Genomic DNA, 23573 nt, shown 5'->3' on the forward strand with positions numbered 1-23573 from the left:
TTCCCGGTGTGGAGATCCCCTGTGCGCCCGGCACCCGTGATGCCGGTTCGATCGTGCTGGGCTGGCTGACCAAGCTCACCGTGACGCTGTCGCTCGTCGGCCTGGTGGTCTTCGACGGCATCTCGCTGGTGTCGGCGAACTTCACTGCGGCCGACCGCGCCGGCACCGCCGCGCGCGCCGCGAGCGACGTCTGCCAGTCCACCAAGGGCAACGTGCAGAAGGCGTACGACGCCGCGTACGCCGTAGCGCTCGAGAACGGTGACCTCGTCGACCCCGAGGGCTTCAGCTGCCTCACCGACGGCACGGTGACCCTGACCTACCGCCGCGAGGCCGCGACGCTCATCATGGAGAAGGTCGGCCCGCTGCGCCGCTTCACCACCGTGACCGCATCGGGCACCGCCCGCCCCGCCTGAGGCGAGTGACACCCGTCACACTCGTGGGGGATGTTGCGCCAAACGGGTGGACACCCCGCGGCACTCGACGTAGCGTCGGTCGTGGCGCCGCCCCCTGACGGGGACGGCTCCTGCCACGTCTGGCACCCCCCAAGAACCGCCCGGTCGGAACGCCGAGTCCTGCCCCCCGACCACCAGGGCGCCATACGACTCCGGGGCAGGAGCGGGGGACCCACAGGTTCCTCGGGATCCTCGCGATCCCTCGGGGTGAAGCCGCACCAGCACGACGCGGCCGGGCACCTTCGCACCTTCCAGCCCGAACCCGACAGCTCACCTCGCAGGCGGCTGGAAGGGACCCCTTGCTCACCCATGCCCTCACGCGGGCTGTCCGCGTGCCCGCACTGCTCCTCCTGCTCACCGCCCTGCTGGGCTCGCTGCTCGTCGGCACCACCGCCGCGCCGGCCAGCGCCGCGACGACCCTCGGCGAGAAGGCCGTCGCCGAGGCCAAGCGCCACGTAGGCAAGCCGTACTCCTACGGCGCCACCGGCCCGTCGCGCTTCGACTGCAGCGGCTTCACGCTCTACGTCTTCTCGCGCTTCGGCAAGTCGCTGCCGCACAACAGCGCCCAGCAGTACTCCAAGATCCACAAGGTCGCCAAGACCCAGAAGCGCACCGGCGACCTGGTCTTCATGAAGAACAGCTCCGGCCGCATCACCCACGTCGGGATCTACAACGGCAGCGGCAAGTGGTACGTCGCCCCGAAGTCCGGCGACGTCGTCAAGCTGCAGTCGCTCTACAGCTCCAACTACGTCGTGGGCCGCGTGACCTGACAGGCCCTCACCGGCAGGTACGACGGAAGGCCCGGTGCGTGCGCCCTACAGTGGCGACGCCCGGGCCTTCCCGCGTCCCGGCCCGTGCGCGAGGAGGTCCGGTTGGTCGCCGCAGGCCCCACGACCGCGGTGCTCCACCCCGGTGACGTCCTCGCCGGCCGCTACCGGCTCGAGGACGCGGTCGCCGACCCGCTGGAGGGCCAGCACGGCAGCGCGCTGTGGCGGGCGGTCGACGAGGTGCTCGCCCGCCCCGTCGCGGTGAAGGTGCTGCCGGCCGCGGGGCGCGCCGGTGCCACCGCGGCCGGCCCCTTCCTCGAGGCGGCGGGAGTCGCGAGCGGGCTGTCGCACCCGGGCCTGGCGCGCGTCTACGACGCCGCGATCGAGGAGCGCCGCGTGGGCCGCACCCGTGCCGACGTGGCCTACGTCGTCAGCGAGTGGGTCGACGGTCGACCGTTGTCGGAGCTGCTCGCCGACGGCGCCCTCGAACCGCCCGAGGCGGTACGGCTGGCCGTGCAGGCCTGCGAGGCCGTCGCCGCCGCGCACGCCAGCGGGGCGGCGCACGGACGTCTGCACCTGGGCAGCCTGCGCGTCACGCCCGCGGGGCGGCTGGTCGTCACCGACACCGCCGTCGCAGCCGCAGTCGCCACCGGTGCCGTCACGGCGCTCGACCCCGAGGCCGTGGCCGCCGACACCCGCGACCTCGCCGCGATCACCTACGCCCTGCTCACGGCCCGCTGGCCCTCCGACGCGACGCCGCAGCCCGCCGAGGGGGTGCCCGCGGCGCCCGGCCGGGACCGTCGCAGCTACAGCCCCCGGCAGGTCAGGGCAGCCGTCCCGCGCGAGCTCGACGCCGTCGTCACCCGCGCGCTGCTGCCTGTCGGCGGCGCCGGGTCGGGCCCGTCCGACCCGCGGGCCCTCGCCGCGGCCCTCGCGCACTCCGTCCCCCCGGAACCGGTCGAGCCGACCCGCTCCGTGGTGACCGTAGAGTCCGGGCCACCGCAGCCGTGGCGCCGGGCCGTGCCCTGGGTCGCCTCGCTGGTGTTCGTCGCGCTGTTCGCGAGCGGCACCTACGCGCTCGGCAAAGCCGTCGGCGAGCTCCCCGCGCAGGCCGGCAGCGAGCTCGACGCGCTCGTGCAGCCGACGCCCGCGAGCCAGCCGGGAGCCACCGCCAAGCCGGTCCGGATCCCGCTGGACGCCGCAGGCGTGACCGTCCGGGACTTCGACCCGCAGGGCAGCGACGGTGGCGAGCGGCCCTCGGAGGTCGCCAACGCCACCGACACCGACGTCAGCACCGCGTGGCTCACCTCGGTCTACAAGACCGCGTCCTTCGGTGGGCTCAAGCAGGGCGTCGGCCTGCTCGTCGACCTGGGGGTCGCGACGCCGCTGACCCGCGTCGACGTCGCGCTCACCACCGGCGGCAGTGACGTTGAGGTGCGGATCGGCTCGACCGAGCCCGACGACGCCCCCGACCTGCGCCGGGTCGCCGGCAAGGCGGACGCCCGCGGCGTCGTACGCCTGTCCGTGCCGGCCGGGACCACCGCTCGCTACCTGCTGGTGTGGATCACCAAGCTCCCCCGCGCCGGGGACGGCTTCCAGGAAGGCATCAACGAGCTCGTCCTCGTCCGCTGACCGCCTCCCGGTCAGGGGCCGGGCACCCAGCCGCACCTCAGACACCCCGCCCGAACCCCAGGCACACCACGCGCGCTCCTTGCTGCACTGCACGCCGCCCGCGTGCAGTGCACACGCTCAACACGAAAGACTCGCGTCCGTGCAGTGCACGGTGAGTGCGTGCAGTGCAGCAAGGCCCGTCGGCGACGTGTGCCGACCACGTCGAGTCCACGGGGCTGACCTGCCGCGCAGCAGGCCGGCGCGGCGCTAGGTTCGCGCCGTGACGGAGGACGGGGGCAGCGTGCCCGACGCAGGGCCCGACGACCCGTCCGACGGGGACGCGCAGGACCGCGCGCTCGTCGCCGCGCACCTCGCGGGGGACCCGGACGCGTTCGGTCGGCTCGTCGCGCGCCACCGCGACCGGCTCTACGCCGTGGCGCTGCGCACGATGTCGGACCGCGAGGAGGCCGCGGACGCGCTGCAGGACGCGCTGCTGTCCGCCTATCGCGCCGCGGCGAGCTATCGCGGCGAGGCCCGCGTGACGACCTGGCTGCACCGCGTCGTCGTCAACGCCTGCCTCGACCGGCTCCGCCGCGCGAAGGCCCGGCCCACGACGGCGCTGCCCGAGTCCGGGCCCGGCGAGCCGGTCGACCCCGACGACCCGATCGGTCGGCGCGAGACCGCTGTCGAGATCGAGGCCGCGCTCGCGGCGCTGCCCGAGGACCAGCGGGCCGCGATCGTGCTCGTCGACGTGCAGGGCCTGCCGGTCGAGGAGGCCGCCAGGGTCCTCGGCGTCCCGACCGGCACCGTGAAGAGCCGCTGCTCGCGGGGCCGCGCGCGCCTCGCCCTCGCCCTGGGCCACCTGCGGAACCAACCCGCTGTCGTTCCCGTCCCACCTGTGGCGAGCCCACCCGGCAGCCCGACCGACGACCGCGAAGGAGGTGGCCGCCCGTGACTGCCCCGCACGACCACCTCGACCCCGAGCGCGACCTCGACGAGATCGCCGACGTCCTGGCCGGCGAGACCGCGGCACCGGACTGCGCGACCTGCGCCGCCGTCGTGGCGGAGCTCGAGGCCGCGAGCGCGGTCGTCACCGCGGCCCTGGGCGCGCTGCCCGTGCCCGCACCGCCCGACGACCTCGCAGCCCGCATCGACGCCGCCCTGCGCGAGGCCGTCCTCGACGCAGAGCCCGACCGCGGGCTCGATTCGGCCGCTTCCGGACAGGCCACCGTGACGACGCTGCCCACGCTCGAGGGCCGCGCCCCCCGTGGACCTCGGCGCTGGCTGCCGGCGGCGGCCGCCGCGGTGGTCCTCACCGGCGGCGGCCTGCTCGCCGCCCAGACCCTGCCGCTCGGTGCGGGCGACAGCGCCGACGAGGCCGCGACCGCCATGACCGGCGCAGGCGAGGTCGGCGGGCGCGACCTGGTCCGCAACGACAGCGGCAACGCCTACACCGAGGCCAACCTCGCGAGCGCCGTACCCGGCCTACTGACCGGTCAGGTGCCGCGGCACGCGGCCCCTCCGGTCACGGCCTCCGCTCCGCTCAGCGCGCCCGGCGCGGCCACCGACAGCGGGACGACCAGCAGCGGCACGACCGGCGGCGGGACCACCGGCGGCACGAGCGAGTCGACCGCGCGGGGCCAGGCCCAGGTGCCCGCGGCGCGGCCCGTGACGGTCGACCCGCTCGCGGCACTGCGCACGACCCCCGGCCTCGCGGCGTGCCTCGCCGCCCTGCTTCCTCCCGACGACGACAGCGTCCAACCACTCGCCCTGGACTACGGCACGTTCAGCGGCAAGCCGGCGCTGCTGGTGCTGCTGCCGGTGCCGCAGCGCAGCGACAAGGTCGACGTCTTCGTTGTGGGCGCCGGCTGCGCGCAGGCCGACGAGCAGCTGCTGTTCTTCCAACGGGTCGACCGGCCGAGCTGACGCCTCCCGGCGTACGCCCTGGTGTCAGTCGACAGGGGCGGGCACCCGTCGAGGGGGCAGACACCACAGCACCGCTCCGGCGACGGAGCACAGGTAGGGCAGGAGCTTGCCGCCGAGGTCGTCGAAGGGCGACGGCGTGCCCGGCTGGGTGAGGAAGCCGAAGGCGCAGCCGACCAGGGCGTACGCGATCGAGATCGCGCGGACCCGACCGCCGAGCAGCCCGGTCCCGTCGGTGCGGGCCGCCCGGGTCGCGGCCGCGGCGACGAGCAGGCCGACGATGAGCGGGGCGAGGTAGGCGAAGTAGGGAGCCTCGACGTACTCCGAGGCCACGACACCGCCGGCCAGCGCCGCGACGGTCGCCGCGAGCGCGGCTCGGACCAGGCGCTCGCCGTCGGGCGGGAGCGGCGGCGTCGGCGGGGCGGCGAGGTCGCCGCGGCAGGCGACGCAGCCGCCGCCGGGCGAGAGCTGCGCGTCGGCGCGGCAGCGCGGCCGCGCACACACCGGGCAGCTGTCGGAGGCGGGTCGTCCGGGGTGGACGGCACAGCGTGAGGTCACCACCCCAGCCTGTCATCCCGGGTGGGGAACGCCGGTCACTACAGTCGGCGTTGCGACCAGAGGGCACCCGCAGCCCGCACCCGTCAGCCCGCACCTGTCGAAGAGGACCCCGTGAGCGAGACCCGCAAGAGCATCGTCGTCGGCTCCGGCCCGTCGGGCTACACCGCCGCCATCTACCTCGCCCGCGCCGGCCTGCAGCCGCTCGTCTTCGAGGGCGCTGTCACCGCCGGCGGCGCGCTGATGAACACCACCGACGTGGAGAACTTCCCGGGCTTCCCCGACGGCGTCATGGGCCCGGAGCTCATGGACATGCTGCGCAAGCAAGCCGAGCGCTTCGGTGCCGAGTTCGTCACAGACGACGCGACCGCGCTCGACCTGACCGCGACGCCGAAGCGGGTCGACGTCGGCGCCGACTCCTACTTCGCCGACACCGTCGTGCTCGCCATGGGCAGCGCCTACCGCGAGCTCGGCGTGCCCGGCGAGAAAGAGCTGTCCGGCCACGGCGTCAGCTGGTGCGCGACCTGCGACGGCTTCTTCTTCCGCGACCAGGACATCGCCGTCGTCGGTGGCGGCGACAGCGCGCTCGAGGAGGCGACCTTCCTCACCCGCTTCGCCCGCAGCGTCACCCTCGTGCACCGCCGCGACAGCTTGCGCGCCTCGAAGATCATGCAGGAGCGGGCGTTCGCGAACGACAAGATCCGCTACGCCTGGGACAGCGAGGTCACCTCCGCCAACGGCCACGGCAAGCTCGAGTCGGTGAGCCTGCGCAACCTCAAGACCGGCGAGGAGTCGGTGCTGCCGGTCACGGGGCTGTTCATCGCGATCGGCCACGACCCGCGCAGCGAGCTCGTCAAGGGCCAGGTCGAGCTCGACGCGGAGGGCTACGTCGTCAAGCACGACCTGCACTCGACCCGCACCAACCTCGACGGCGTCTTCGCCGCAGGCGACCTCGTCGACCACACCTACCGCCAGGCGATCACCGCTGCCGGCAGCGGGTGCGCCGCCGCTCTCGACGCGGAGAAGTGGCTCGCCGAGCACGGCGAGTAGCACGTCCCACCGGAACATCGCAGCCAGCCGACCTGTTCAACCCGGTACCGACCTGAACCCGAGGAGACCCGCAGTGGGCGCCAACACCAAGACCGTCACGGACGCGACCTTCGCCGCCGACGTGCTGCAGAGCGACAAGCCCGTCCTCGTGGACTTCTGGGCCGAGTGGTGCGGCCCCTGCAAGATGGTCGCGCCCGTCCTCGAGGAGATCGCCGGCGAGAACGCCGACAAGATCACCGTCGCGAAGCTCAACATCGACGAGAACCCCGGTGCGGCCCGCGACTACCAGATCATGAGCATCCCGACGATGGCGGTCTTCCAGGGCGGCAAGCTCGTGAAGTCGATCGTCGGCGCGAAGCCCAAGGCCGCGATCCTGCGTGACCTCGAGTCCTTCCTCTAGCGCCTCCCGCGCTCCCCGGAGCCGGCCGCCCGCACGGGGTGGCCGGCTCCTGGCGTCAGAGCCAGTGCGCCGGAGGTGCCCCGCTCTGTAGGGTTGGCCGTCCCCAGCGAACCCGTCCGAGAGGCCCCACGTGTCCCCGTCCCGCCAGGTGTTCCGGCGCGGTGACGACGGCCCGGCGGTCGCCGAGGCGCAGGCGCTGCTCACCGCCCTGGGCCTGCTCTCCGCACCAGCGGGGACGGTCTTCGACGAGGTGACCGACCGGGCGGTGCGGGAGTTCCAGCAGCGCCGCGGCCTGTCGGTCGACGGCGTCATCGGCGCCGAGACCTGGAAGGCGCTGCACGCGGCGCGCTGGTCGCTCGGCGACCGGCTGCTGTCGCACGCGACGAACATGCTGCACGGCGACGACGTCGCGACCCTGCAGGAGCGGCTGCTCGAGCTCGGCTTCGACGCGGGTCGGGTCGACGGCGTCTTCGGCTGGCGCACCGAGGCCGCTCTGAAGGGGTTCCAGCGCGAGTTCGGGCTCGTCCCCGACGGCACCTGCGGGCCGGCGACGCTCGACGCGCTTCGCAAGCTCGGCAGGCTCGTCGTCGGCGGCCGCCCGCAGGCCCTGCGCGAGACCGAGGCGCTGCACCGCTCCGGGGCCTCGCTCGCCGGCAAGGTCGTCGTCGTCGACCCCGGTCACGGCGGGGCCGATAGGGGCGCGACCGGCCACGGCCTCGAGGAGGCCGCGATCGTCCAGGACCTCGCCTCCCGGCTCGAGGGTCGGCTCGCGGCCGTGGGCGTGCGGGTCATGCTGTCGCGCGGTCCGGACCAGTGGCGGTCCGAGGCCGACCGGGCCGCCTTCGCCAACGAGGTCGACGCCGACCTGGTGCTGTCGCTGCACGTCGACCGCGCCGTCTCGGCGCGCTGCAACGGCGTCGCGGCGTACCACTTCGGGACCGGCAGCGGCGTCACCTCCACCGTTGGCGAGCAGCTCGCGTCGCTGGTGCAGCGCGAGGTCGTCGCGCGCACCGACCTGCTGGACTGCCGGGTCCACGCCAAGACCTGGGAGCTGCTGCGGCTCACCTCAATGCCCACGGTGCGGCTCGAGCTCGGTCACGTCACGCACCCGGGTGACGCGGCGCGTCTGGCCGACCCGGCCTTCCGCGACACCGTCGCCGAGGCCGTGCTCGTGGCGGTGCAGCGGCTCTACCTGCCGCCCGACCTCGACCCGACGACCGGCGTGCTGCGACTGCCCAGCTTCGCCTGACCCCTCAGGGCAAGCGGGACGACGGGATCACGTCGACGCACGGCGGGTCGGCGCCTCGCAGGCAGTCGCGCTCAGGGACAGGTGTCGGTCACGAGCGCGGCGGCGAGGCGGGCCAGCTCACCACCCACCACGCCGGCGTCGACGGCGAGGTCCCGGTCGGCGACCACCCCCGCGGCACCCGCGGCGTCGAGGTCGGGCTGACGGCCGTCGAAGCGCGGGCCCTGGCCGTCACCGGCACCCGAGCGGTCGGAGACGGCGCGCACGGCGAGCGCGACCGGCACCCGCACCCCGCCCGGCAGCCGCTCGACGGCCCCGCAGACCGGGCGCGACAGCACCAGCTCGATCCCGGTGCTTCCGGCGCCGAGCACCCTGACCGGGCCGTCGAAGCCGCCCACCGCGAAGGCCCGCGAGGACACCGCCACCAGCTCGCCCTCGTCACCGGAACCTGTGGACAGGACGAGGGCCACCCGCAGCGCGTCACCGTCGCGTCGGACCGACCCGACCTCGACGAGCAGGTCGTCGGCGGGGCGTGGTCGGCGGCAGGCGGCCTCGAGCAGAGCCTGCAGGCTGGTGACCTCGAGCTCGACGCGCTGCTCGCGCCCGCTGTCGGCGATGGCGGTGACCGACATGGACACCCGGCTCGTCGTGAGGTCCGGCGCCGGGCACACCGCGTCGAACGTCGCCGACAGCGAGGCTTGCGCGCCGGCCGCGACGACCTCGGGCGCGGTCACCGAGACGTCGCCCTCGAGGCCCTCGGCAGTGAGCCGCGGGTCGCGCAACCGCACCGCGCGCGGGCCGTCGTTGCGAAGCCCGACCGACAGCGTCACCTGCCCGTCGAGAGGACCGCCGCTGCCCTCGCCGGGTCGAAGGTCCAGCGCGTCGGCCTGCCGCTGCTCGAGCCGGTGCTGCTCGACGCGGTCCGCCACCTCGGTGCCCACGGCGAGCACCAGCGCCGCCGCGACCCCACCCGCGAGGACCCTGCGGGCCCAGCGGGGCAGCTCGCGCTGCTCCTCCGGCCCCAGCTCGAGCAACTCGACGGGACGCCCGTCGACGTCGGGGCGGGTGACGGTCACCGGAGGACCAGGCGCGTCCCCCGACGACGTGGTCATGCCGTCCGGAACAGTGGGTCGAAGCCGCACCCGCGGGCGAGCAGCCCCGCCCCGAGCCGGTTGAGCGGGGTGCGGTCGTCACCGATCCCGGTGAAGACCGTGCTGCGCCGCCCGGCACCGTCGGCGACCCGCAGCCCTAGCACCAGCAGGTAACCGCGCGGGTTGAGCCGCAGCTGCGTGCAGTCGGCGATCTCCACGACCACCGGCACCTCGGCGACCTCGTCCCGCCCGAGCAGCGGCAGCAGCAGCGGCAGCACGGGCGCGCTCACCTTCAGTCCGCGCGCCTCGACACCGACCAGCGTGCCGCCCTGCAGGGTGTCGCGCGCGATCCCCATGGTGAACGACAACCGCCCGCCGACCAGGGCGGCGTCGCCGGCCGACAGCACCAGCGACTCGGTGACCGGCTGCCGTCGGCAGGCACCGCGCACCAGCCGGTCGAGCACGTCGCGCACGGCGACGGCGACCCGGCGCTCCCGGCCGCTCGCCGCGGCCGCCGTCAGGCCCAGCTCGCGGTCGACCTCAAGAGCGGCGAGCCCCTCCGCGGAGGCGCACGACGGGGTGACCCGAACGTCGACGCGCGCGGTCCCTCCAGGGGGGAGCGACGTACGCCGCAGCCGCGGCTCGACCCGTGACGTGACGAACCCCGGCGTGAGCGCGGCATCGCGCAGCCGCACCACCCGCGGGCCGGTGTTGCGGACCTCGAGGCCGAGGTCGAGCACCACCCCTCCCGCCTCACCGACGCCGACCTGCGACACCAGCGACGCCGACACCTCCACGACGTCGGCGAGCTGCGCCTCGCGCTCGGCGCTGCGGCGCAGGTCCGGGACGGCGGCGATCCCGGCGAGCACGAGCGCGAGCGAGACGGCCGCGAGACGGCGGGCGCCACGGTCGGTCGGCGGGGGACGGTCGGGCAGGCCGGCGAGCAGCTCGCCGACGGGCCGGCCCGCGCCGTCGAGCACGGTCACGACCGGAGCGGCCGGACCGGGCTCGTCCCTGCTCCGACGGGCCGTCACGGTGACTGACTCTGCGGCGTACCCGTGCCCGACCGCAAGCGGGGCCTGCTCAGACCGGACGCAGCACGGGGTCGGGCGACATGGAGCCGAGCAACCGCTCCAGCGCCACCTCGACGTCCTCGCGCCAGGAGACGGCCGTCTTCAGCTCGAGCCGCAGCCGCGGGTAGCGGTGGTGCGGCCGCACGGTCTTGAAGCCGACGGCGCGCAGGCCCTGCGCCGGCAGCAGGCACGCACCGGCCTCGCCCTGCTCGTCACCGAAGGCCTCGATGGCGCGCACGCCCCGGCGTACGAGGTCCTTGGCCACCGCCTGCAGGAGCATCCGGCCGATGCCACCGCCCTGGAAGTCGGGCAGGACGTGGCCGGTCATGAGCACGACCGCGTCGGCGCTGACCGGGGAGGTGGGGAAGGCGACGGAGCGGGGGACGTACATCGGCGGCGCGAACATGATGTAGCCGGCCGGGACGCCGTCGACGTAGACGACCTTGCCGCAGGAGCCCCACTCGAGCAGCGTCGCGGAGACCCACGACTCCTTCTCGAAGGCGGTGTCGCCGGCCTCGACGGCCCGCTCCTGGCCGAGCGGGTCGAGCTCCCAGAAGACGCAGTCGCGGCACGTGCGCGGCAGGTCGTCGAGGTTGTCGAGCGTGATGCTGACGGTGCGGCGGCTCACGGGGCGTCCTTCTGCGTCTGCCTGCGAGGAGCCTTCAGGAGCCCGGCGAGCCAGCCGCCGACGGCACCGAGGACGAGGCCGATCGACAGGCGGGTCGACACTCGTCGGACGGCCTGGCCACCGGGCCGGGGAAGAGCCACGCGTCGAGGGTAACCGCGAGGTCGACAACCGGGAAGACGCCGTGTGTACCGTCGTGACATGGATGAGGCGCTGCGGCAGACGGGGACCACGCTCGACGCGTTCACCGGCCGCTACGCCGCCCGCACCGCCGGGATGACGGCGAGCGAGATCCGGGCGCTGTTCGCCGTCGCGTCGCGTCCCGAGGTCGTGTCGCTCGCCGGCGGGATGCCCTTCACCTCCGCGCTGCCGCTCGAGCAGGTCGGCAAGCTCATGTCGGACCTCATGGGGGCGCGCGGCGCCGCCGCGCTGCAGTACGGCTCGGGCCAGGGCGACCCGGCCCTGCGCGAGCTGATCTGCGAGGTCATGTCGCTCGAGGGGGTGCAGGCCAGCCCCGACGACGTCGTCGTCACCGTCGGCTCGCAGCAGGCGCTCGACCTGGTCACCCGCATCTTCTGCGACCCCGGCGACGTGGTCCTGGCCGAGGCGCCGTCCTACGTCGGCGCCCTCGGGACGTTCGCGGCGTACCAGGCCGAGGTGGTGCACGTCGCGATGGACGAGCACGGACTGGTGCCGGAGGCGCTGCGCGAGGCGGTGGCCCGGGTCGGGTCGCGCGCGAAGTTCCTCTACACGATCCCCAACTTCCACAACCCCGCCGGCACGTCGCTGTCCGACGCGCGCCGCACCGAGGTCCTCGAGATCTGCCGGGCCGCAGGGTTGCTCGTGCTGGAGGACAACCCCTACGGGCTGCTCGGCTTCGACGGGCCTCCGGTGCCGGCGATCCGGGCCCGCGGGGGCGAGGACGACGTCGTCTACCTCGGGTCGTTCTCGAAGACCTTCGCGCCCGGCCTGCGGGTCGGCTGGGTGCTCGCGCCGCACGCCGTGCGCGAGAAGCTCGTGCTCGCCGCCGAGGCCTCGGTGCTGTGCCCGCCCGCGCTCAACCAGATGGTCGTCGTCGACTACCTCGTCAACCACGACTGGCGCCACCAGGTGGAGGTCTTCAAAGACATCTACCGCGAGCGCCGCGACGCGATGCTCGACGAGCTCGAGCGCCAGATGCCACCGGGTACGACGTGGACGCACCCGGCGGGCGGCTTTTACGTGTGGACCACGCTGCCGGAGGGCCTGGACTCCAAGGTCATGCAGCCGCGGGCCATCACCGCCCGCGTCGCCTACGTCCCCGGCATCGGCTTCTACGCCGACGGTCAGGGCCGCCGCGACCTGCGGCTGTCCTACTGCTTCCCCGAGCCGGAGCGGATCCGGGAGGGGGTGCGCCGCCTCGGCGGCGTTGTCGCGGAGGAGCTCGAGCTGCTGTCCACCTTCGGTCCCGTGACCCAGCTGGCGCGCCCGCACGGTGCCGACACCCCCGCCCCGGACATGCTGTGAAGGCCCTCGTCCTCGCCGGCGGGCTCTCCCACGAGCGCGACGTCTCGCTGCGCTCCGGCCGCCGCGTCGCCGATGCCCTGCGCACGGCCGGCGTGGACGTCGAGGTCCGTGACGCCGACGCCGGCCTGCTCGACCACCTCGCCGGGTCGTCGTACGACGCCGTGCTCGTCGCCCTGCACGGCGGTGCGGGCGAGGACGGCGCGCTGCGCGAGGTCCTCGACCTGGCCGGCGTCCGCTACGTCGGGTCGGGGCCCGCTGCCTGCCGCGCCTCCTGGGACAAACCGACCGCGAAAGCGGCCTTCGCGCGCGCCGGGCTGACGACGCCGGAGTCGGTGACGCTGCCGCACGCGTCGTTCCGCGAGCTCGGCGCCGGCGCGGTGCTCTCGCTGCTCGAGGCGCGCCTCGGCCTGCCGCTCATGGTCAAGCCCGCGCGCGGGGGCTCCGCGCTCGGGTGCACGGTCGTCGACAAGAGCGCCGACCTGCCCGCCGCGATGGTCTCGTGCTTCTCCTACGGCGAGGCCGCGCTGGTCGAGCGCTTCGTCGTCGGCACCGAGGTCGCGGTGTCGGTGCTGGACACCGGGTCCGGGCCGGTCGCGCTCCCTGCGGTGGAGATCCGGCCGCTGTCGGGGGTCTACGACTACGCCGCCCGCTACACCGCCGGCGCGACGGAGTTCACGACACCGGCGGGTCTGTCGGATGCTGCTGCCGCCGAGGTCGCGCGCGTGGCGGTCGCCGCGCACTCCGCCCTCGGGCTGCGTGACCTGTCGCGCGCCGACCTCATCGTCGCCGAGGACGGCACGGTCCAGCTGCTCGAGGTCAACGTCGCACCCGGCATGACCGAGACGTCGCTGCTCCCGATGGCCGTCGAAGCCGCCGACCTGTCCTTCGGCGACGTCCTGCGCGACCTGCTGTCGATAGCCGCCACCCGCTAACCGGCCGCCGGCCCACCCGCCCGCCGCCCCGCCCCGCGCCCTCGCCCTCGCGACGCCCTCGCCAGGGACCGCCCCCCCCCCCCGGGATTGGGTGGCTTTCCTCGGCGTGTCGCCCCAGGACACGCCGAGAAAACCCACCCAATAGGCACGGGGCGGACGCCGGGGTGTCGGGGCGAGGGGCGAGGGGCGGGGCCGGGCGGGGCCGGGCGGGACCGCGGGTGGCCCGAGCGGCGGGCTCGGTTACTGGTGCGGGGGCTCCATGGCAGCGACGATGCGGGCAAGGTCGGCCTCACCGGCGAACTCGACGACGAGGCGGCCCTTCGCGCGGGCGCCCTTGCCGGACAGCTCGACGCGCACGCGCGTCTCGAGACGATCACCCAGGCGGTCGGCGACCTCGGCGACGGCTGCCGGCAGCGGCGCCTTCGCCCGCGGCGCCCGCTCCTTGCGGGCCGGCCCGTCGTGGGCGGCCAGCGACACGAGCTCCTCGGTGGACCGCACCGACAGGCCCTCGGCGATGACGCGGTGAGCCATCGCCTCCTGAGCCGCCGGGGAGTCGAGGCCGAGGATCGCGCGGGCGTGTCCGGCCGACAGCACCCCGGCGGCCACCTTGTTCTGCACGGTCGGGGGCAGCTGCAACAGCCGGATCGTGTTGGAGATCTGCGGGCGGGACCGGCCGATGCGGCGGGCGAGCTCCTCCTGCGTGCAGCCGAAGTCGGCGAGCAGCTGCTGGTACGCCGCGCCCTCCTCGAGCGGGTTGAGCTGCGACCGGTGGAGGTTCTCGAGCAGCGCGTCGCGCAGCAGGTCGTCGTCGGTGGTGTCGCGCACGATCGCCGGGATCGTCGCGAGCCCGAGCTCGCGATGGGCGCGCAGCCGGCGCTCGCCCATGACGAGCTCGTAGGAGCCCGGGCCGAGGGTCCGCACCACGACGGGCTGCAGCAGGCCGACCTCGCGGATCGAGTCCACGAGCTCCTGTAGCGCCTCGGCGTCGAAGACGGTGCGCGGCTGCACCCGGTTGGGCTGCACCTGGTCGAGCGGGATCTCCGCGAAGCGGGCCCCGGCGACCGGAGCGAGACCGTTGACGGGAGCGCCGGGGACCGACTCCGGCGTACCTGCTGTGGGGGTGCCCGTCGGGATGAGGGCACCGAGCCCGCGGCCGAGACCTCCGACGCGCTGGTTCATGCGGTGACTCCTCGGGTGGCGATCTCGCGGGCGGCGTCGAGGTAGGCCTTCGCCCCGCGCGAGCCCGCGTCGTAGGTGACGACCGACTGGCCGTAGCCGGGCGCCTCGGACACCCGCACCGAGCGGGGGACGGCAGTGTCGAGCACGGTCGACCCGAAGTGCGAGCGCACCTCCTCGGCCACCTGCTCCGCCAGCCGCGTGCGGGCGTCGTACATCGTGAGCAGGATCGTGCTGACCTCGAGGCTCGGGTTGAGGTTGGCGCGCACCAGCTCGATGGTCTTGAGCAGCTGGCCGAGGCCCTCGAGCGCGTAGTACTCGCACTGGATCGGGATGAGGACCTCGCCGGTCGCGACCATGGCGTTGAGGGTGAGCAGGCCCAGCGACGGCGGGCAGTCGACGAGGACGTAGTCGACGTCCTTGCCCTGGTCCTCGCAGTAGGCATCGATCGCGCGCTTGAGCCGCGACTCGCGCGCGACGACCGACACCAGCTCGATCTCGGCACCCGCGAGGTCGATGGTGGCGGGCACGCACATCAGACGGGGTACGCCGGCAGCCGGCTGCGCGACGTCCGCGATCGCGGTGCCCTCGATGAGGACGTCGTAGACGTTGGGCACGCCCGCGTGGTGAGGGACGCCGAGGCCGGTGGAGGCGTTGCCCTGCGGGTCGAGGTCGATGACGAGGACGTTCATGCCGTGCAGCGCCAGCGCGACGCCGAGGTTGACGGTGCTCGTCGTCTTGCCGACGCCGCCCTTCTGGTTGGCGATCGTGATGACCCGCCGGGTCGTGGGGCGCGGGAAGTCGTCGCTGCCGCTGGGGTTGAGCACCTGCACGGCCGCGGCCGCGGCGGCGGCGATCGGAGTGTCGCCGTCCTCGAGCGCGGCCCGGATCCGGCTGACCGCCTCGTCCTCGACCGGCAGCGGCGGGGCAGGCGGGCTGGCACCCTGACCGGTATCCGGACCGAGGGCTTCCACCTTCGTGGCCTGCCCCGGACGTCCCGCATCGATGGCGTCCGGCGCGCTCCACACGGTCGAGGTGGACGTCTCCGGTCCGGGCGCAGGGGGCGACGCAGTCGCGGGGGACGGGTCCGTCCACGGGTCGAGCTGGGTGCGGGGGTCGTGCGGGTCGGTCGGGTGCGTCATCGCGGCGTCCTCCGGGGAGTGCGTGAGGAGCGGGCGGGGCGGGCGGCCTTGGGCGGCTTGGGACCGGGGCGGTCGCCGCGGGTGACGACGACGACGCGGGCTGCGGTGTCGAGCCGCTCCTCACCGACCTCGACGACCTCGGCGGCGATCGCACCGGCGGAGCGCAGCGCCGTCATCGCGACGTCGAGCTCCTCCTGGGCACTGGTGCCCTTGAGGGCGAGCAGCCGGCCGCCCCGGCGCAGCAGCGGCATCGACCAGCGGCCGAGCTTGTCCAGCGGCGCGACCGCGCGGGCGGTGACCGCGTCGACCTCGACGAGGCCGGCCAGCTCCTCCGCGCGGGCCCGCCGGACGACGACCGTGCGCAGGCCGAGCTGCTCGACGGCCTCGGTGAGGAAGGTCGCGCGCCGCAGCAGCGGCTCGGCGAGGACCACCGTGAGGTCGGGGCGCGCGCAGGCGACGACCAGACCGGGCAGGCCCGCGCCCGAGCCGAGGTCGAGCAGGGTGGAGCCCTCCTCGACGAGGGCTGCGACGCCGACGCAGTTGAGCAGGTGGCGCTCCCACAGCCGCGGTGCCTCGCGCGGGCCGAGCAGCCCGCGCTCGACACCGGGGCCGGCGAGCAGCGCGCAGTAGGACTCGAGCAGCGGCAGCCGGTCGCCGAAGACCTCGCGCGCCGACTCCGGCGGGGCCGGAGGGGGAGCGAGCTCGGGGGCGGGTGCCGTCACGGGCTAGTCGCCGGGCAGGACGACGACGCGACGCTCGGGCTCGACGCCGTCGCTCTCGCTGTGGACGCCCGCCACCGCCGCGACCGCGTCATGGACGATCTTGCGCTCGAACGGCGTCATCGGGGCGAGGCGGACGGCCTCACCGCCGTCGAGGACGCGCTGGGCGGCCCGGGTGCCGACCTCGGTGAGCTCGGCCTTGCGGCCCGCCCGCCAGCCGCCGATGTCGAGCATGAGCCGCGAGCGGACACCGGTCTGCTGGACGACCGCGAGGCGGGTGAGCTCCTGCAGCGCGTCGAGGACCTGGCCGTGCGTGCCGACGAGGGCGTCGAGGCCGTCGCCGACGATCGCGACGACGGCGCGCTCGCCCTCGACGTCCATGTCGATGTCACCGTCGACGTCGGCGATGTCGAGCAGTCGCTCGAGGTAGTCGCCGGCGATGTCGCCCTCCTGGACGAGCAGGTCGCCGGGAGCAACGTCCTCGGCTGCCGGGGTTGCGGTGTCGGTCTCGGTCACGGGGTTCTCCAAGGTCTCGCGCCGTGGGGTGGCGCCGTACGGGTGGGAGCGGTGCTCCCGGGGGCTGGTGGGCTAGCGGTGCTAGCGACGTCCGCCGCGGCGGGCGTTCTTCTTGTTCTTCTTGCTGCCGGCCTGCCGGCGCGGTGCGACCTGGCGCTGCGCGAGCACAGCCGTGCCGGTCGCGTGGGCGGTCGGCGCGGTCCCGGTGCCGTCGTCGCCCTCGTCGGTCGAGCCCGTCTCGGGACCCTTCTTCTTCGGGTCCTTCGCGGCGCCGCCGCTCTTGGGTCCCTTGTCCTTGCCGCCAGTGGCGCCGCCTGCGGCGCCCGGCTTGCCCGGCACGATCGGCGGCATCCGCTTGATGACGAAGTGCTGCTGGCCCATCGACCAGAGGTTGGTCGTGAGCCAGTAGAGGAGGACACCGATCGGGAAGATCACGCCGGAGACCGCGAAGGACAGCGGCAGGACGTAGAGCAGGACCTTCTGGACCATGACCTGCTGCGGGTCGGTGACCGCGCCGGCCCGCGCCATCATCTGCCGCTGCGTCCAGAACGTCGACGCGCCCATCGCCACGATCATGACGATCGCGACGATGCGCACCGTCGTGACGTTGCCCTGCAGGGTGGTGATCTGCTCGACGCTCGAGCGGAAGTTGGCGGCGATCGGCGCGCCGAAGACCTGCGCGAGGCCGCCCTTCTCGAGGTCCTCGGAGGTGAGGCCGAACTTGGGGCTCTTGCCGGGCCCGAAGTTGTTGATGACGCTGAACAGCGCGAAGAAGATCGGCAGCTGTACGAGCAAGGGCAGGCAGCCCGAGATCGGGTTGGCGTTGTGCTCCTTGTAGAGCTTCATCATCTCGACGTTGAGCGTCTCGCGGTCGCCCTTGTGCTTCTTCTGCAGCTCCTTGACCAGCGGAGCGATCTGCTGCATCCGGCGCTGGCTCTTGATCTGCTTGACGAACAGCGGGAACAGCGCGAGCCGCACGCACACCGTCAGCAGCACGATCGACAGACCCCACGCCGGGCCGCTGCCCTCGATGAGGAACGTCGACAACCCCGAGTGGATCGCCTTGAGGATGAAGGCGACCGGGGTGGCGAGGAAGTCGATGCTCATGAGGTGCTCACGGGACGGGCTCCAGGTGCGGTGTCGAGGGGCGAGACGATCGTCCCCGAGGTCTGACGAGCGGGAGGGACCGGGTCGTGCCCGCCGGGGTGGAAGGGGTGGCAGCGGCCGATCCGCCGCAGCGCGAGCCACGAGCCGCGACCGGCGCCGTGGACGGCGAGGGCCTCGAGCGCGTAGGCGCTGCAGGTCGGAGCGAAGCGGCAGCGGCCGGGCAGCAGCCGGGAGACCAGGCGGTACGCCGAGACCAGCGCGCGCAGGACCCGGGCCAGCGGGCTCATCGGTCTGCTCCCGCACGGCCGGCCCGCTCGAGTGCGACGCGCAGGGCGCCGTCGAGCGCCTCCCGAAGCGCCGCGCTGTCGGCGCTGCCCGCAGCGGGCGCGGCCCGCACGACCAGGGTGGTGCCGGGCGGGACGTCGGCGTCGGGGCCGATGAGGTGCGGCGCGAGCAGGTGCCGGAGCCGGCGGGAGGTGCGGTGCCGCACGACGGACCCGCCGACGGCCTTGCTCACCACGAGCCCTGCCCGCGCGGGGGCGGCGGCAGGGCGGGCAGCACCATCGTCGGCCGGCAACAGGTGCACGGTGAGCAGCGGCTGCGCGCCTGCCGAGACACTGCTGCGGACGCTGCCCCGAACGCCGTGGCGCAGCACAGCGCTGAACTCCTGCGAGGAGCGCACCCGGTGGGCGGGAGGCAGCACCCGCACCTCCGGACGGTCGGGTCGTGCGGGACGTCGGTCGTGCAGGCTGGGCAGGAGCCTCAGGCGGAGAGCTCGCTGCGACCCTTGCGGCGGCGCGCAGCGAGGATCGCGCGTCCGGCGCGGGTCTGCATGCGCAGCCGGAAGCCGTGGGTCTTGGCGCGACGGCGGTTGTTCGGCTGGAAGGTGCGCTTGCTCACGGCGGGGCTCTCCGGGGGTCTGTGGATCGTGCGGTCTGTGCTGGCCACGAGGTGCGGACGGCTGCCTGCGCGGGCACAGACCTTCCTAAGGTACGGACCGCGTCGCAGCCGGTCAAACACTCGGGCTGCGACACGCCGCACAACCGGGGTTCAGCCTGTGGACAACCCTTGCGGGGCCGTGGACCGGCTGTTAGTTTGCCCGCGCCGGCCTTCCCCGCGCCACCGCTCGGCGAGCACGACCTCCCCGTGAGCCTCCGGCTCACGGGCCGCTCCACCCGACCGGGATCTGCTCCACGTCCCGGGCGCCGGCCCACCGCACGTCCCGCCCGCCCCGCGAGCCCGCTCGTGATCACCTTCGGGGACGCTCGATGGCGCGCGTCCGGGTCGGTGCTTCCTGGGCGTTCCACAGCCTGTGGACAGCGGTGTGGACGAGGGACGTCGCAGCCGCCGGACCCACCGCTGACCTCACTCCTGACCCGCCCGTGATCTGCCCCTGCTGCACCCCTGACCTGCGAGGACCCCGCGTGACCGAGCTCGACACCGGCCTGGACGACGCGCTGCGCGTGGACGACCTGCCGGACCCCGCGGGGAGCCAGTCCGGGACCGGCGAGTCACCCGAGTCGCTCGAATCGGTGTGGAACCGGGCGCTGGCCGGGCTCGCCGACGGAGCGCTGTCACCGTCGCACCGCGCCTGGCTCGACCAGAGCCGCCCGGTGGGTCTGGTGGGTGACACCGTGCTCGTCGCCACACCCAACGACTTCGTCAAGGACGTCCTCGAGACCCGGCTGCGCCCCCTGCTCGTCGGGGCCCTGTCGGCCGCGCTCGGACGCGACGTGCGCCTCGACGTGCTCGTCCAGCCGCTCGACGAGACCGGCACCACCCATGTGCACGAGGGCGCCGGCGAGCGCGGTGACGCGGAGGGCGACCGGGCCCACGCTCGTGAGGCGCAGCGCGCCGAGACCGAGCGGGTGCTCGACGAGACGGCCCGCGAGCAGGGAGCCCGGCCGAGCTTCGCGGCCACGGAAGCGTCGTACGAGCTCGATCGCGACCCGGCGTTCGCGCGGCAGGACGGCCTCGCGCTGCCCGGCACCGGCCGCGACAGCGCCCGGCAGGGCAAGCAGGCGGTCGAGCCGGCGCGCCTCAACCCCAAGTACACCTTCGAGACCTTCGTCATCGGGGCCAGCAACCGCTTCGCGCACGCCGCGTCGGTGGCAGTCGCCGAGGCACCGGCCAAGGCCTACAACCCGCTGTTCGTCTACGGCGAGTCGGGGCTGGGCAAGACGCACCTGCTGCACGCGGTCGGCCACTACGCGCAGAACCTCTTCAGCGGGGCGCGGGTGCGCTACGTGAGCTCGGAGGAGTTCACCAACGACTTCATCAACAGCCTGCGTGACGACAAGGCGCAGGCCTTCCAGCGGCGCTACCGCGACGTCGACGTCCTGCTCGTCGACGACATCCAGTTCCTCGAGAACAAGGAGCGGACGCAGGAGGAGTTCTTCCACACGTTCAACACGCTCCACAACGCCAACAAGCAGATCGTCATCTCGAGCGACCGGCCGCCCAAGCAGCTCTCCACGCTGGAGGACCGGCTGCGGACCCGCTTCGAGTGGGGCCTCATCACCGACGTGCAGCCGCCCGACCTCGAGACCCGCATCGCCATCCTGCGCAAGAAGGCGGCCTCCGACCGGCTCGCGGCGCCGCCGGACGTGCTGGAGTTCATCGCCAGCAAGATCTCGACCAACATCCGCGAGCTCGAGGGCGCGCTGATCCGGGTCACGGCCTTCGCGTCGCTCAACCGCCAGCCGGTCGACCTGAGCCTGGCCGAGATCGTGCTCAAGGACCTCATCCCTGCCGAGGGCGGGCCGGAGATCACCGGCGCGACCATCATGGCGGCGACGGCGGAGTACTTCGGGCTGACGATGGAGGACCTCTGCGGCTCCTCGCGCTCCCGGGTGCTCGTCACGGCCCGCCAGATCGCGATGTACCTCTGCCGCGAGCTCACCGACCTGTCGCTGCCCAAGATCGGGCAGATGTTCGGCGGCCGCGACCACACCACGGTCATCCACGCCGACCGCAAGATCCGCGGGCAGATGCCGGAGCGGCGCGCGACCTACAACCAGGTCGCCGAGCTGACCAACCGCATCAAGACCCGCTCGCGCCAGTGACCCCCTCTCCCTCTGTGACGGGCGCCACGCGATCTCTGCACAGCTTGGGGACAACCGTGTGGACAGATCCCGAGACCCGGGGACGGCGGTGGGGAACGGCCCGGCCGTCCACAGCCGTCCACCGGCTGTCGGGGGTGCGGTCCACAGTGACCTCACACGCCGCCACGCCGCGTGACCTGCGACGACGCCCGATGTCCACAGCGGCGCACACCCCGACCACGACGACTCCAGATCTCTCTCCCGGAAAACCTGCTGGGGGTTGCGGGGCCCCGACCTGTGGACTCCCGCCCATCGGGCACACTGACCCGCCCGCACCTGACCGCTCCAGCGCACGCACTCCCGAGAGGCACACACAGACATGGATCTGAGGGTCGAGCGCGATGCTCTCGCCGACGCGGTGGTCTGGACGGCCCGCTCCCTGCCGGCCCGCCCGCCGATGCAGGTGCTGCTGGGCCTGCTGCTGGAGACCGGTGAGTCCGGGCTGTCGGTGAGCGGCTTCGACTACGAGGTGAGCTCCCGCGTCACCGTCGACGTCACCGTCTCCGAGCCGGGCCGGGTGCTCGTGCCCGGGCGGCTGCTGTCCGACATCGTCCGGGCGCTGCCGGCCCAGCCGGTCGACCTGCGCCTGGAGGGCAACCGGGTGGTGCTCACCTGCGGCGCCGCGCGCTTCACGCTGCCGACGCTGCCGGTCGAGGACTACCCCTCGCTGCCGGCGATGCCGACGACGGCGGGCACGCTCGACAGCGACCTGTTCGCCGACGCGGTCGCCCAGGTAGCGCTCGCCGCCGGCCGCGACGACACGCTGCCGGTCCTCACCGGCGTACGCCTGGAGATCGAGGGCGAGGAGCTCACCCTCGCCGCGACCGACCGCTACCGCCTCGCGGTCCGCACCCTGCCGTGGAAGCCGGAGCAGCCGGGCATGTCCGCGACCGCGCTGGTCCCGGCCCGCACCCTGTCGGAGACCGCGAAGGCGCTCACCAGCGGTTCCGAGGTGACGATCGCGCTGTCGAGCGCGGGCACCGGTGCGGGTGAGGGGATGATCGGGTTCGAGGGCGGGGCCGGAGCCAACCGCAAGCGCACGACGTCGCGGCTGCTCGAGGGCGAGTTCCCGAAGTACCGCTCGCTGCTGCCGTCGGAGAGCTCGGTGCGCGCCGAGATCACCACGCTGCCCTTCGTCGAGGCCGTCAAGCGCGTCGCCCTCGTCGCGCAGCGCAACGCGCCGGTCCGGCTGTCGTTCGGCGCCGACGGCGTGGTGCTCGAGGCCGGTGGCGCCGACGACGCGCAGGCCTCGGAGCGCATCGAGTGCGGCTGGGAGGGCGACACGAGCGAGCCCTTCTCGATCGCGTTCAACCCGCAGTACCTCCTCGACGGGCTGTCGGCGGTCGGCTCCGACGCGACGACGATGTCGTTCACCGGGCCGACCCGTCCGGCGGTGCTCACCGGCAAGCGCGACGGGGACCGCCCCGCGGACTACCGCTACCTGCTCATGCCGGTGCGCCTGTCGGGCTGATCCGCGGGTAGGGGGCAGCCAGCCGAGACGAGGAGTCAGCATGGGCACCATCGGGATGGTCGGTCTGGGCCGCATGGGCGGCAACATGGCCGAGCGGTTGCGGCTCGGCGGGCACACCGTCGTCGGCTACGACCGGGAGGCGGGGGCGCGCGACGTCGACAGCCTCGAGGCCCTGGTCGCGGCGCTGCCAAGCCCGCGGCTGGTGTGGGTGATGGTCCCGGCCGGCGAGCCGACCTACCAGACCGTCGACGCGCTCGGTGCCCTGCTGGCACCCGGTGACGTCGTCATCGACGGCGGCAACTCGCGCTACACCGACGACCAGCGGCACGCGATCTCCCTGGCAGAGAAGCGGATCGGCTTCGTCGACTGCGGCGTGAGCGGCGGTGTCTGGGGCCTCACCGAGGGCTATGCGCTGATGTGCGGCGGCGAGCCCGAGCACGTCGCGCTGGTCCAGCCGTTCTTCGACGTCCTCAAGCCCGAGGGCGACAGCGGCTTCGTCCACGCGGGGAAGGTCGGCGCCGGCCACTTCGCGAAGATGGTCCACAACGGCATCGAGTACGGCCTGATGCAGGCCTATGCCGAGGGCTGGGAGCTGATGGAGGCGACCGACGTCATCACCGACGTCCCGGCCGTCGTGCGGAGCTGGCAGAAGGGGACGGTCATCCGCTCCTGGCTGCTCGACCTCATGGTCAACGCGCTCGGCGAGGACCCGCACCTCGAGGGGCTGCGGGGCTACGCCGCCGACTCCGGCGAGGGCCGATGGACCGTGCAGGCCGCCGTCGACCACGCGGTGCCGGCTCCGGTCATCACCGCGGCGCTGTTCGCCCGCTTCGCCTCACGGCAGGACGACAGCCCGGCGATGAAGGTCGTCGCCGCGCTGCGCAACCAGTTCGGCGGCCACGCGGTCACCTCCGCCGCGGGCTCCACCGAGGTCGGTGCCGACTCGCCGGGTGCCGACGCGGGCGCGCCGGCCGGTGGCGACAACGACCCGGCGGACAGCATGGGCCGCGGCACCTCCGGCACGCACCCCGACGTGACGACGCCCGAGAGCGCATGATCCCAGGGACAGTCAGGCGTACGACGGAAGGGCTCTCGTCGTACCCCCTC

The 23573-nt window shown here is 73.9% G+C and carries 26 protein-coding genes and 1 riboswitch; of the genes, 13 read left to right on the forward strand and 13 right to left on the reverse strand.

Annotation, left to right across the window (positions count from 1 at the left end; all coding sequences use genetic code 11):
* Window positions 1-8: 8 nt before the first annotated feature.
* The 5 genes from Q8R60_17540 to Q8R60_17560 all read left to right on the forward strand — a co-directional run bounded on the left by Q8R60_17540 (window position 9) and on the right by Q8R60_17560 (window position 4756).
* Window positions 9-413 (forward strand): hypothetical protein, encoded by a 405-nt coding sequence (locus tag Q8R60_17540; protein ID MDP3714280.1) that lies wholly within the window; start codon window positions 9-11, stop codon window positions 411-413.
* A gap of 186 nt (window positions 414-599) precedes the next feature.
* Window positions 600-733, forward strand: a riboswitch (cyclic di-AMP (ydaO/yuaA leader).
* A gap of 51 nt (window positions 734-784) precedes the next feature.
* Entirely contained in the window at window positions 785-1222 is a 438-nt protein-coding gene (locus Q8R60_17545; GenBank protein MDP3714281.1) for an NlpC/P60 family protein, read from the forward strand.
* A gap of 84 nt (window positions 1223-1306) precedes the next feature.
* The gene (locus tag Q8R60_17550) at window positions 1307-2851 is read left to right on the forward strand and encodes a hypothetical protein (GenBank protein ID MDP3714282.1); all 1545 of its coding nucleotides are present in this window, start codon (window positions 1307-1309) and stop codon (window positions 2849-2851) included.
* A gap of 280 nt (window positions 2852-3131) precedes the next feature.
* Entirely contained in the window at window positions 3132-3785 is a 654-nt protein-coding gene (gene sigM / locus Q8R60_17555; protein MDP3714283.1) for an RNA polymerase sigma factor SigM, read from the forward strand.
* Window positions 3782-4756 (forward strand): hypothetical protein, encoded by a 975-nt coding sequence (locus Q8R60_17560; protein MDP3714284.1) that lies wholly within the window; start codon window positions 3782-3784, stop codon window positions 4754-4756. Before sigM ends, Q8R60_17560 begins: the two co-directional genes overlap by 4 nt.
* Before the next feature lie 24 nt (window positions 4757-4780).
* Here Q8R60_17560 and Q8R60_17565 read toward each other — a convergent pair whose 3' ends face one another.
* Window positions 4781-5311 (reverse strand): hypothetical protein, encoded by a 531-nt coding sequence (locus Q8R60_17565; protein MDP3714285.1) that lies wholly within the window; start codon window positions 5309-5311, stop codon window positions 4781-4783.
* 111 nt (window positions 5312-5422) lie between these two features.
* Between Q8R60_17565 and trxB the strand changes: the two genes are divergently transcribed.
* From trxB to Q8R60_17580, 3 genes are all read left to right on the forward strand, one after another.
* Entirely contained in the window at window positions 5423-6358 is a 936-nt protein-coding gene (trxB, locus tag Q8R60_17570; protein ID MDP3714286.1) for a thioredoxin-disulfide reductase, read from the forward strand.
* A gap of 73 nt (window positions 6359-6431) precedes the next feature.
* Window positions 6432-6758, forward strand: a complete 327-nt coding sequence (gene trxA / locus Q8R60_17575) for a thioredoxin (GenBank protein ID MDP3714287.1) — start codon at window positions 6432-6434, stop codon at window positions 6756-6758.
* A gap of 130 nt (window positions 6759-6888) precedes the next feature.
* Window positions 6889-8007 carry an N-acetylmuramoyl-L-alanine amidase gene (locus tag Q8R60_17580; protein MDP3714288.1) on the forward strand — a complete coding sequence of 373 codons (1119 nt, stop codon included), beginning with the start codon at window positions 6889-6891 and terminating at the stop codon, window positions 8005-8007.
* Between the two features lie 71 nt (window positions 8008-8078).
* Here the strand turns inward: Q8R60_17580 and Q8R60_17585 are convergent, their stop codons facing one another.
* The 4 genes from Q8R60_17585 to Q8R60_17600 are packed head-to-tail and all read right to left on the reverse strand — an operon-like array spanning window position 8079 to window position 10936.
* The gene (locus tag Q8R60_17585; protein MDP3714289.1) at window positions 8079-9080 is read right to left on the reverse strand and encodes a hypothetical protein; all 1002 of its coding nucleotides are present in this window, start codon (window positions 9078-9080) and stop codon (window positions 8079-8081) included.
* 32 nt (window positions 9081-9112) lie between these two features.
* Window positions 9113-10129 (reverse strand): hypothetical protein, encoded by a 1017-nt coding sequence (locus tag Q8R60_17590; GenBank protein ID MDP3714290.1) that lies wholly within the window; start codon window positions 10127-10129, stop codon window positions 9113-9115.
* Window positions 10130-10178: 49 nt separating this feature from the next.
* Window positions 10179-10796 (reverse strand): GNAT family N-acetyltransferase, encoded by a 618-nt coding sequence (locus Q8R60_17595; protein ID MDP3714291.1) that lies wholly within the window; start codon window positions 10794-10796, stop codon window positions 10179-10181.
* Window positions 10793-10936, reverse strand: coding sequence for a hypothetical protein (locus tag Q8R60_17600; protein ID MDP3714292.1), 144 nt, complete (start codon window positions 10934-10936; stop codon window positions 10793-10795). Before Q8R60_17600 ends, Q8R60_17595 begins: the two co-directional genes overlap by 4 nt.
* Window positions 10937-10994: 58 nt before the next feature.
* Between Q8R60_17600 and Q8R60_17605 the strand changes: the two genes are divergently transcribed.
* Entirely contained in the window at window positions 10995-12299 is a 1305-nt protein-coding gene (locus Q8R60_17605; GenBank protein ID MDP3714293.1) for a PLP-dependent aminotransferase family protein, read from the forward strand.
* Complete coding sequence (locus Q8R60_17610) at window positions 12296-13231, forward strand: D-alanine--D-alanine ligase (protein MDP3714294.1); 936 nt, start codon at window positions 12296-12298, stop codon at window positions 13229-13231. Before Q8R60_17605 ends, Q8R60_17610 begins: the two co-directional genes overlap by 4 nt.
* Window positions 13232-13471: 240 nt before the next feature.
* Here the strand turns inward: Q8R60_17610 and Q8R60_17615 are convergent, their stop codons facing one another.
* The 8 genes from Q8R60_17615 to rpmH form a co-directional block, all read right to left on the reverse strand.
* Complete coding sequence (locus Q8R60_17615; GenBank protein ID MDP3714295.1) at window positions 13472-14410, reverse strand: ParB/RepB/Spo0J family partition protein; 939 nt, start codon at window positions 14408-14410, stop codon at window positions 13472-13474.
* Window positions 14407-15240, reverse strand: a complete 834-nt coding sequence (locus tag Q8R60_17620; protein MDP3714296.1) for a ParA family protein — start codon at window positions 15238-15240, stop codon at window positions 14407-14409. The genes Q8R60_17615 and Q8R60_17620 overlap by 4 nt, the downstream gene beginning before the upstream one ends.
* A gap of 305 nt (window positions 15241-15545) precedes the next feature.
* A complete protein-coding gene (rsmG, locus tag Q8R60_17625) occupies window positions 15546-16271 on the reverse strand; it encodes a 16S rRNA (guanine(527)-N(7))-methyltransferase RsmG (protein MDP3714297.1) in 726 nt (241 codons plus the stop codon).
* Window positions 16272-16274: 3 nt separating this feature from the next.
* Window positions 16275-16784 (reverse strand): R3H domain-containing nucleic acid-binding protein, encoded by a 510-nt coding sequence (locus tag Q8R60_17630; protein MDP3714298.1) that lies wholly within the window; start codon window positions 16782-16784, stop codon window positions 16275-16277.
* An 81-nt stretch (window positions 16785-16865) separates the two neighbouring features.
* Window positions 16866-17891, reverse strand: a complete 1026-nt coding sequence (gene yidC / locus Q8R60_17635) for a membrane protein insertase YidC (protein ID MDP3714299.1) — start codon at window positions 17889-17891, stop codon at window positions 16866-16868.
* A complete protein-coding gene (yidD, locus tag Q8R60_17640) occupies window positions 17888-18178 on the reverse strand; it encodes a membrane protein insertion efficiency factor YidD (GenBank protein MDP3714300.1) in 291 nt (96 codons plus the stop codon). Before yidD ends, yidC begins: the two co-directional genes overlap by 4 nt.
* Complete coding sequence (locus Q8R60_17645; protein MDP3714301.1) at window positions 18175-18600, reverse strand: ribonuclease P protein component; 426 nt, start codon at window positions 18598-18600, stop codon at window positions 18175-18177. Before Q8R60_17645 ends, yidD begins: the two co-directional genes overlap by 4 nt.
* 53 nt (window positions 18601-18653) lie before the next feature.
* Entirely contained in the window at window positions 18654-18791 is a 138-nt protein-coding gene (gene rpmH, locus Q8R60_17650; GenBank protein ID MDP3714302.1) for a 50S ribosomal protein L34, read from the reverse strand.
* Window positions 18792-19423: 632 nt separating this feature from the next.
* On the opposite strand from rpmH, the gene dnaA reads away from it, so the two are divergent.
* The 3 genes from dnaA to gnd all read left to right on the forward strand — a co-directional run bounded on the left by dnaA (window position 19424) and on the right by gnd (window position 23523).
* Entirely contained in the window at window positions 19424-20956 is a 1533-nt protein-coding gene (gene dnaA, locus Q8R60_17655; GenBank protein ID MDP3714303.1) for a chromosomal replication initiator protein DnaA, read from the forward strand.
* A 358-nt stretch (window positions 20957-21314) separates the two neighbouring features.
* Window positions 21315-22466, forward strand: a complete 1152-nt coding sequence (dnaN, locus tag Q8R60_17660) for a DNA polymerase III subunit beta (protein MDP3714304.1) — start codon at window positions 21315-21317, stop codon at window positions 22464-22466.
* Between the two features lie 40 nt (window positions 22467-22506).
* Window positions 22507-23523: a decarboxylating 6-phosphogluconate dehydrogenase gene (gene gnd / locus Q8R60_17665; GenBank protein MDP3714305.1), complete on the forward strand. Its 1017-nt coding sequence runs from the start codon at window positions 22507-22509 to the stop codon at window positions 23521-23523.
* The last annotated feature ends 50 nt before the right edge of the window (window positions 23524-23573 follow it).

The organism is Mycobacteriales bacterium (genome assembly GCA_030697205.1).
In the GTDB taxonomy this organism is placed as follows: domain Bacteria; phylum Actinomycetota; class Actinomycetes; order Mycobacteriales; family SCTD01; genus JAUYQP01.

Coding starts and splice junctions, on each gene's coding strand:
- Q8R60_17605 (MDP3714293.1), top strand. CDS start 10,995: ATGGATGAGGCGCTGCGGCAGACGGGGACCACGCTCGACGCGTTCACC.
- Q8R60_17615 (MDP3714295.1), bottom strand. CDS start 14,410: ATGAACCAGCGCGTCGGAGGTCTCGGCCGCGGGCTCGGTGCCCTCATC.
- yidC (MDP3714299.1), bottom strand. CDS start 17,891: ATGAGCATCGACTTCCTCGCCACCCCGGTCGCCTTCATCCTCAAGGCG.
- yidD (MDP3714300.1), bottom strand. CDS start 18,178: ATGAGCCCGCTGGCCCGGGTCCTGCGCGCGCTGGTCTCGGCGTACCGC.
- dnaN (MDP3714304.1), top strand. CDS start 21,315: ATGGATCTGAGGGTCGAGCGCGATGCTCTCGCCGACGCGGTGGTCTGG.
- gnd (MDP3714305.1), top strand. CDS start 22,507: ATGGGCACCATCGGGATGGTCGGTCTGGGCCGCATGGGCGGCAACATG.